This window comes from Chryseobacterium sp. AG844 (assembly GCF_003182335.1).
In the GTDB taxonomy this organism is placed as follows: domain Bacteria; phylum Bacteroidota; class Bacteroidia; order Flavobacteriales; family Weeksellaceae; genus Chryseobacterium; species Chryseobacterium cupriresistens.
Genome location: NZ_QGTV01000002.1, coordinates 389,948 through 396,927 on the forward strand (window position 1 = coordinate 389,948; position 6,980 = coordinate 396,927).

The 6,980-nt window shown below is 37.1% G+C and carries 6 protein-coding genes; 4 read left to right on the top strand and 2 right to left on the bottom strand.

The window, feature by feature from the left end; all coding sequences use genetic code 11:
* The first annotated feature begins 1 nt into the window (after position 1).
* On the top strand, positions 2 to 961 hold the full coding sequence (gene metF / locus DEU40_RS03880; protein ID WP_110008601.1) for a methylenetetrahydrofolate reductase [NAD(P)H]: 960 nt from the start codon (positions 2 to 4) through the stop codon (positions 959 to 961).
* A gap of 52 nt (positions 962 to 1,013) precedes the next feature.
* Here the strand turns inward: metF and DEU40_RS03885 are convergent, their stop codons facing one another.
* On the bottom strand, positions 1,014 to 1,721 hold the full coding sequence (locus DEU40_RS03885; RefSeq protein ID WP_110008602.1) for a hypothetical protein: 708 nt from the start codon (positions 1,719 to 1,721) through the stop codon (positions 1,014 to 1,016).
* A gap of 88 nt (positions 1,722 to 1,809) precedes the next feature.
* Positions 1,810 to 2,961 carry a hypothetical protein gene (locus DEU40_RS22210; RefSeq protein WP_137905050.1) on the bottom strand — a complete coding sequence of 384 codons (1,152 nt, stop codon included), beginning with the start codon at positions 2,959 to 2,961 and terminating at the stop codon, positions 1,810 to 1,812.
* 102 nt (positions 2,962 to 3,063) lie between these two features.
* Here DEU40_RS22210 and folE point away from each other — a divergent pair, with 102 nt between their 5' ends.
* The 3 genes from folE to cysS all read left to right on the top strand — a co-directional run bounded on the left by folE (position 3,064) and on the right by cysS (position 5,757).
* A complete protein-coding gene (gene folE / locus DEU40_RS03895) occupies positions 3,064 to 3,729 on the top strand; it encodes a GTP cyclohydrolase I FolE (RefSeq protein ID WP_002983392.1) in 666 nt (221 codons plus the stop codon).
* A gap of 6 nt (positions 3,730 to 3,735) precedes the next feature.
* Entirely contained in the window at positions 3,736 to 4,167 is a 432-nt protein-coding gene (locus tag DEU40_RS03900; protein WP_110008603.1) for a DinB family protein, read from the top strand.
* 123 nt (positions 4,168 to 4,290) lie between these two features.
* On the top strand, positions 4,291 to 5,757 hold the full coding sequence (gene cysS / locus DEU40_RS03905; RefSeq protein WP_110008604.1) for a cysteine--tRNA ligase: 1,467 nt from the start codon (positions 4,291 to 4,293) through the stop codon (positions 5,755 to 5,757).
* Positions 5,758 to 6,980: the final 1,223 nt, after the last annotated feature.

Below are 6,980 nucleotides of genomic sequence, written 5' to 3' on the forward strand. Positions count from 1 at the left end.
CATGAAGATAACAGAACACATTAAAAACGCAAATGGAAAAACTTTATTCTCCTTAGAAGTTGTTCCACCACAAAAGGGAATAGGTATTGAAGATCTTTATACGAACATAGATCCGTTGATGGAGTTCAAACCTCCTTTCATTGATGTTACCACATCCAGAGAAGAATACATCTATCTGGACAAAGGAAACGGGCTGATGGAACGCCGTATTACAAGGATGCGCCCCGGAACCTTGGGTATTTGTGCAGCCATCCAGCATAAATATAATGTTGATACAGTGCCACACCTTCTTTGCGGAGGTTTTACAAAAGAAGAAACAGAATATCTGCTGGTAGATTGTATGTACCTTGGAATAGATAATGTAATGGCCTTAAGAGGTGACGCCATGAAAGGGCATCAATATTTTGAACCTACTCAGGGAGGGCACGCCAGTGCAATGGATCTTGTCAATCAGATTAATGATCTGGGAAGAGGAAAATATCTTCATAACGAAGAACAGGTTTGTGATGAACTGAACAAATTCTGCATCGGTGTTGCTGGATATCCCGAAAAACATATGGAAGCGCCCTCCATGAATTATGATCTGAAGTGGCTGAAACAAAAAGTAGATGCCGGAGCAGATTACATCGTTACCCAAATGTTTTTTGACAATAAAAAGTATATTGAATTCGTTCAGAAAGCAAGAGAAATGGGAATAACGGTTCCAATTATTCCGGGAATCAAACCTATTGCAACAAAGAAACACTTGAAAATCCTGCCACAGGTATTCAAAATAGATCTTCCTGAAGAACTGATCAATGAGGTGGAAAATGCAAAAAATAATGAAGCGGTAAAACAGATCGGAATAGAATGGTCTATTGCTCAGTGTAAAGAACTTCTGGACTTTGGAGTTCCCGTTCTCCACTTTTACTCAATGGGGAAAAGTGATAACATCAAAAAAGTAGCCGGTGAGCTATTCTAATAAAAGTACCAAAATGAAGGAACCCCTGTAAATTTCACAGGGGTTTATTTTTTTATTGATTTAAGAACTTAACCAGTTTGATGAGGTCTTCTTCTTTGTTGATTTTAATATTATTAGATTTTACAAAGTTTTCAATCTCATCCTTTTTTGCAGGGAAGGCCTCTGTGATATCTTTTATTTTCTTCGGTTTTTTAATATATCCTGATTCTGTTTTGATATAGTAAACAGGGTCTAATGTTTTAAAAAAAGCCGCTTTATCAGTTGCATATGAATTGGCTGCAGGGATGGCATCTTGAAATTTAACCTTTATTTTTTTGAAAAGCGGGATTTTACCATTAACTAATTCAAAAAAATAACCACTCAGATCATCATCAGTTTTTAATAATACCATTGTGCTTTTTGGCGATGAAATTTCAATTTTGGAAAACTGTTCTTCTTTAGGCAGGACCAAAGGTTTACCTTCTTTCTGAAATTCTACTTCATCCTTGTAGCTATTGTATCTTACAGGTACTTTTTCAAAGTTTTCACCTACTTTAGCAAGATGAAACTCTGAATTGTAATAAGGAGAACCTGCTATTTCATCATACTTTAATGCTCTCCCATAGTTTTCTGATCGTACTCCGAATACTGCGTGATCTCCTCCGAGGCTGTTTACAGATATTGTACTTGAGTAGCCGGATGAGTAGTTATCAGGAGTAAAATCCTGTGCAAATACAATGCATGAAGTAACCAGTAAGGCGCTTATAATTACTTTTCTCATTTTGTTAGTTTTATTAAAGTTTTCAAAAGTTATTTTCAAAAATACGATTATTATTCTTAAAATGATGAAATTTTGTTAAAGTATTTAGCTATAGTATTGTGTGTCTCTCAAACTCCTTATTTCTGTCAAACAAATACCGGTAAGTAGCAAGTCTACGTGTTACTGTAGTATCAAGAGTTTCTGCAATCTTAATCATTTTAGGGTTAAAATCACCAATCCACTGAAGTTCCGTAATGGTAAAATCCGTATGTTTTCTTAAATGCTGAGTTCCTTCCCAGATCATATATCCGTCAATACCTTTCTTCTGCCATTCGGGGACAACACCAAAAACAAGCCCCACCATTTTTTCATTCTTTTTAAAACGTTTTAAAAACAAAAATTTAAGCTTTTGAAAAATCCCGAATTTCCCGTTCAAATATTTAAACCACTGGTTGAGATCAGGAATATTGATCCACATCGCAATCGGTTTTTCGTTTTCGTATACAAACCAGGAAATATGCTCATTGATGATAGGTTTCATGGTATTGAACATCTTCAGAACTTTTGCTTCTTCAAGATGCTTTCCTTCTCCATGAGATGCCCATGCTTTATTATAAATCTCTGTAAAATCCTTTGCAAACTTCGGCAGATTATTCTTTTTCATAGGTTGTGCTGAGATCGCAGGGTTTCTTCTGTTCTTTTCATGCGCAATGGTAAAGATCCTCGACACTTCCGCAAAAACAGGTCTGGTAAAACATAGCTGCTCAAAATAAATCTGAAAACCATAATTTTCAAAAAGATCTTTGTAATAAGGGAAATTGTAGTTCATTCCAAATAAAGGCTCAATAAAACCTTCAATTAGAAGCCCCCAGAATTTATCCCGTTCTCCAAAATTGATAGGTCCGTCCATTGCTTCCATTCCTTTTTTTTGAAGCCAGTTTTTACAATGGTCAAAAATAAAATTGGCAGTTTCCTGATCATTAATACAGTCGAAAAAGCCAATTCCTCCCGTAGGCTGCTTCTGTTCATAACAGCCGTTCACAAAAACAGCTACTTTCCCAACGGTGTTACCATTTCTTTTAAACAGAAACCTTTTACATTCTCCGTTTTTGAAGAATTTATTCTTGGCAGGATCAAAAATCTCCTCAATATGTTTATCTAAAGGGCGGATATAATTTTTGTCGTGTTCATAAAGACGGGCCGGGAATTCCAGAAATTCCTTTTTATGGAGTTGGTTTTGTACTTCTTCGACAATAATCATAGGCATTTTAATCTGAGCTGGTTATAAAAGATAATGTTTTTCACCCTAATTGAATATAGATGAACAGATATTATCCGTATTTTTGCTGCAAATTAAATAAAAATGGTTGATTTTACTGATAACGACGATGATATTTTCACTGGAAAAGAACATACGCCTATAAGGGAAGATGCTTTTGATAAATCGCCACAGGAAAAAATTGAAAAAATTACTGAGCTTTTTGGTGAGATTATGGAAACGTTGGGATTGGATATGACAGATGATTCTCTGAAGGATTCTCCAAGACGTGTTGCCAAAATGTATGTGAACGAGATTTTCGGAGGACTTCTTCCTGAAAATAAACCAGGAATCTCCACTTTCTCCAACAAATACAAATACCGCCAGATGCTGGTGGAAAAAGATATCACGGTATACTCTTTCTGCGAGCATCACTTTTTACCAATTATAGGTAGAGCACATGTTGCTTATATTTCCAATGGAGAAGTAATCGGTCTTTCAAAAATTAACAGAATTGTTGATTATTATGCGAAAAGACCACAGGTTCAGGAAAGACTTACCATGCAGATTGTAGATGCTTTGAAAGAAGCTTTGGGAACTAAAGATGTGGCGTGTATCATTGATGCAAAACACCTTTGTGTCAACTGCAGAGGAATAAAAGATACAGCAAGCTCCACAATTACTGCGGAACTCAGTGGTATTTTCAGAACAAACCCTATCACAAGACAGGAATTCTTACATTACGTAGGAAGTCATGCAAAACTGGATTAATAAACAATGAACTACCAGATCCTTAAAAATATTATTGATACACAGCTTCAGAGATTCCAAAATATCACTGAAGAAGAATGGATATATAAAAATTCCTCGGAAAAATGGTCCAAAAAAGAAATTATTGGCCATCTTTGTGACAGCGCTTTTACAAATATCCGTAGATTTGTTGTGACACAATATAAAGAGAACGAAAATATTGTATATGATCAGAATTTTTGGGTAAAAGCTCAGAACTATCAGAATGTTCCTACTTCAGATCTTATTGACCTGTGGAAATCTTTGAACTATCAGATTGTTCATATCGTAGAAAATATCCCGGACGAAGCATTACAGAGAACCTGTGATACGACCAAAACAGAACCACGGGTCTATACATTGGAGTTTATTATCGATGATTATGTAGATCATCTGCAGCATCATTTAAAAGCGATTTAATTATGATAAAATTTAAAAAAGTTTCAGATAAGATTTTTATCACGACAATTATTTGTTGTGACAAAAATATTTTTTAACTCAATTTTGAATCTTAAAATCATTAAATCTTTAACTTAAAAATAGATGCAATTAAAATTATATAACTCCCTTACAGCGGAAAAAGAAATATTCAAACCTATCTTGGAAGGAAATGTCGGAATGTATGTCTGCGGACCTACCGTGTACAGCAATGTACATTTGGGAAATGTAAGAACTTTCCTTTCTTTCGATTTTATCTACCGTACCCTGATGCATTTGGGATACAAAGTAAGATATGTAAGAAATATTACCGACGCAGGACACCTTACCGATGATGGAAATGTAGATAACGACAGATTCGTAAAACAAACCAGACTTGAAAAACTGGAGCCTATGGAAATTGTACAGAAATATACCGTAGATTTCCACAAAGTACTGGATATGTTCAATCTGCTGCCACCCAATATCGAACCTACCGCTACAGGACATATTGTAGAACAGATCGAATTAACTCAAAAGCTGATTGAAAGAGGTTTTGCCTACGAAAGCAACGGTTCAGTATACTTTGACGTTTTGGAATACAATAAAAGAGGATTGAATTACGGTGAACTTTCAAAACGAAATATAGAAGAACTTTTTGCCAATACCAGAGACCTGGACGGCCAGGGAGAAAAGAAAAACCCACAGGATTTTGCATTGTGGAAAAAAGCATCCCCAGCCCACATCATGAGATGGAACTCCCCTTGGGGAGAAGGTTTTCCGGGATGGCACCTTGAATGTACTGCAATGAGTACAAAATATCTTGGCGAAACATTCGATATCCATGGAGGAGGAATGGATCTTAAATTTCCCCACCACGAATGCGAAATTGCACAAGGCAAAGCCTGCAACGATGCCGCACCGGTGAATTACTGGATGCACGCCAATATGCTGACGATGAATTCTCAGCGTATGAGCAAATCTACAGGAAACTATATCCTGCCCATGCAGCTGGTGACAGGAGATAACGACTTCTTTGAAAAGCCGTTCCACCCTTCAATTGTACGCTTCTGTTTCCTGCAGGCGCACTACCGAAGCGTTCTGGATATTTCAAACGATGCCATGATAGCGAGCGAAAAAGGATTTATCAGATTAATGGAAGCTGTGAAAGTATTGGCTTCTATTACCCCTGATGATTCAAAACAATCCGGTTTCAGCCTGAAAGAATGGAAAAATAAAGCCTATGAAGCATTAACAGATGACTTTAATTCGCCAATACTGATTGCCCACCTGTTTGAAGCGGTGAAATATATCTTTGCGCTGAAAGATGGCAAAGAAACAATTGCAACAGAAGATCTTGAAGACTTAAAATCAACACTGAATGCATTCATCTTCGACGTTCTGGGATTACAGACCATAGAAGAAAATAACAATGAAAAACTTGATCAGACCTTAAAAGTTTTGATCGAATTGAGAAACCAGGCAAGAAAATCCAAAAACTTCGAACTTTCAGACCAGATCAGAGATAAACTGCTTGCAGAAGGGATCGAATTAAAAGACGGAAGAGACGGAACATCATACGTTCTGAACTAGAAATATAACTTCGTTTTATCCCCATTCCGTAGGAGTCCCACATATTTAGGATTCTTACGGAATGTTTTTTGTCCCTTTTAGAGAATATATCCCTATTTCAGCTTATGTCTCTTTGTGCTTCACTTCCCCTCTCTAAACTCTCTTACCCACTCACCCTCCAACCTTCCAACTCTCGAACTTTTTTCAGGAGCTATTTCCTGCTATCCATTCCTACTCCTCGCGCCGAGGCTTTCCCACGCTGTCACCCTGAGCGAAGCCGAAGGGTCCCCCACACCTAAACCCACCCACCCTTCGAAGCAAGCTGCGGGGTAACCATTTCTATCAGGGCTAGGGTAGGGGGTCGTTAATGATAAGTGGTGAATGATGAATGATGAGGTTCTGGTTATTGAGTTTCGAGGTTCGGGTTTTTAGGTAGAAAGGGAACATTGGTATTGAATTTTCAGATTGCTGATTTCTATGGAAACTGGTTATTGAGTATCAATCCCTATTCCCCTTGTATCATTCCGCAGGAATCCCGACTTCTTTACAAGAGCCTTAAAGGAAGTAAAATGACAGTATAATGTCTAAGGCCTTTTAGCCGTTAGTATTAGCCATGTCATGCTGAGCTGAGTCGAAGCATTGTAATTAATTACGGGTATAGGAGTTAAATCTTATACTCTTTAGTCTAGTTGAAGGAAGTCAGCTCTCTAGCCTAGTCTCTCTATTATATAATATATACTTTATTTGATCATAGCCACCCCAAACCCCGCATCCCGCATCCCGAATCATCCCTCTCTCCCCTCAAACCCTCAAACTCTCCCACACTCCCACCCCGATTCTCCAAACAAATGTTTAAAATTTTTCCCCCTGCTACCCAGTTCTTTAGGAATAAATATCACTGTAATGTAAAATTTATGTTAAATAAACTTGTTTTGCGTTGTGGAAAGTTACTATCTTTGCCCCACTGAAAACGAGAGTAGAACAGTAGCGCAGAAGCGCCTTAAGCTAGGCATAAACGATATTACTTCAAAAAAGAAACGGACGAAAAAAACTTTAAAACTTTTTTAAAAAAAGTTGCCAGTTAAAAAAGAGTTTGTATCTTTGCAGTCCCAATTAGAGGGAGCGCAGGAGTATAGATTGAGGTTTTAGGAAGGGTTAAGGTTACTTAAAAAACTTTAAAATTTTCTTCAAAAACATTTGGTCATTAAAAAATAAAGTTTTACTTTTGCACTCGCAAATACGGA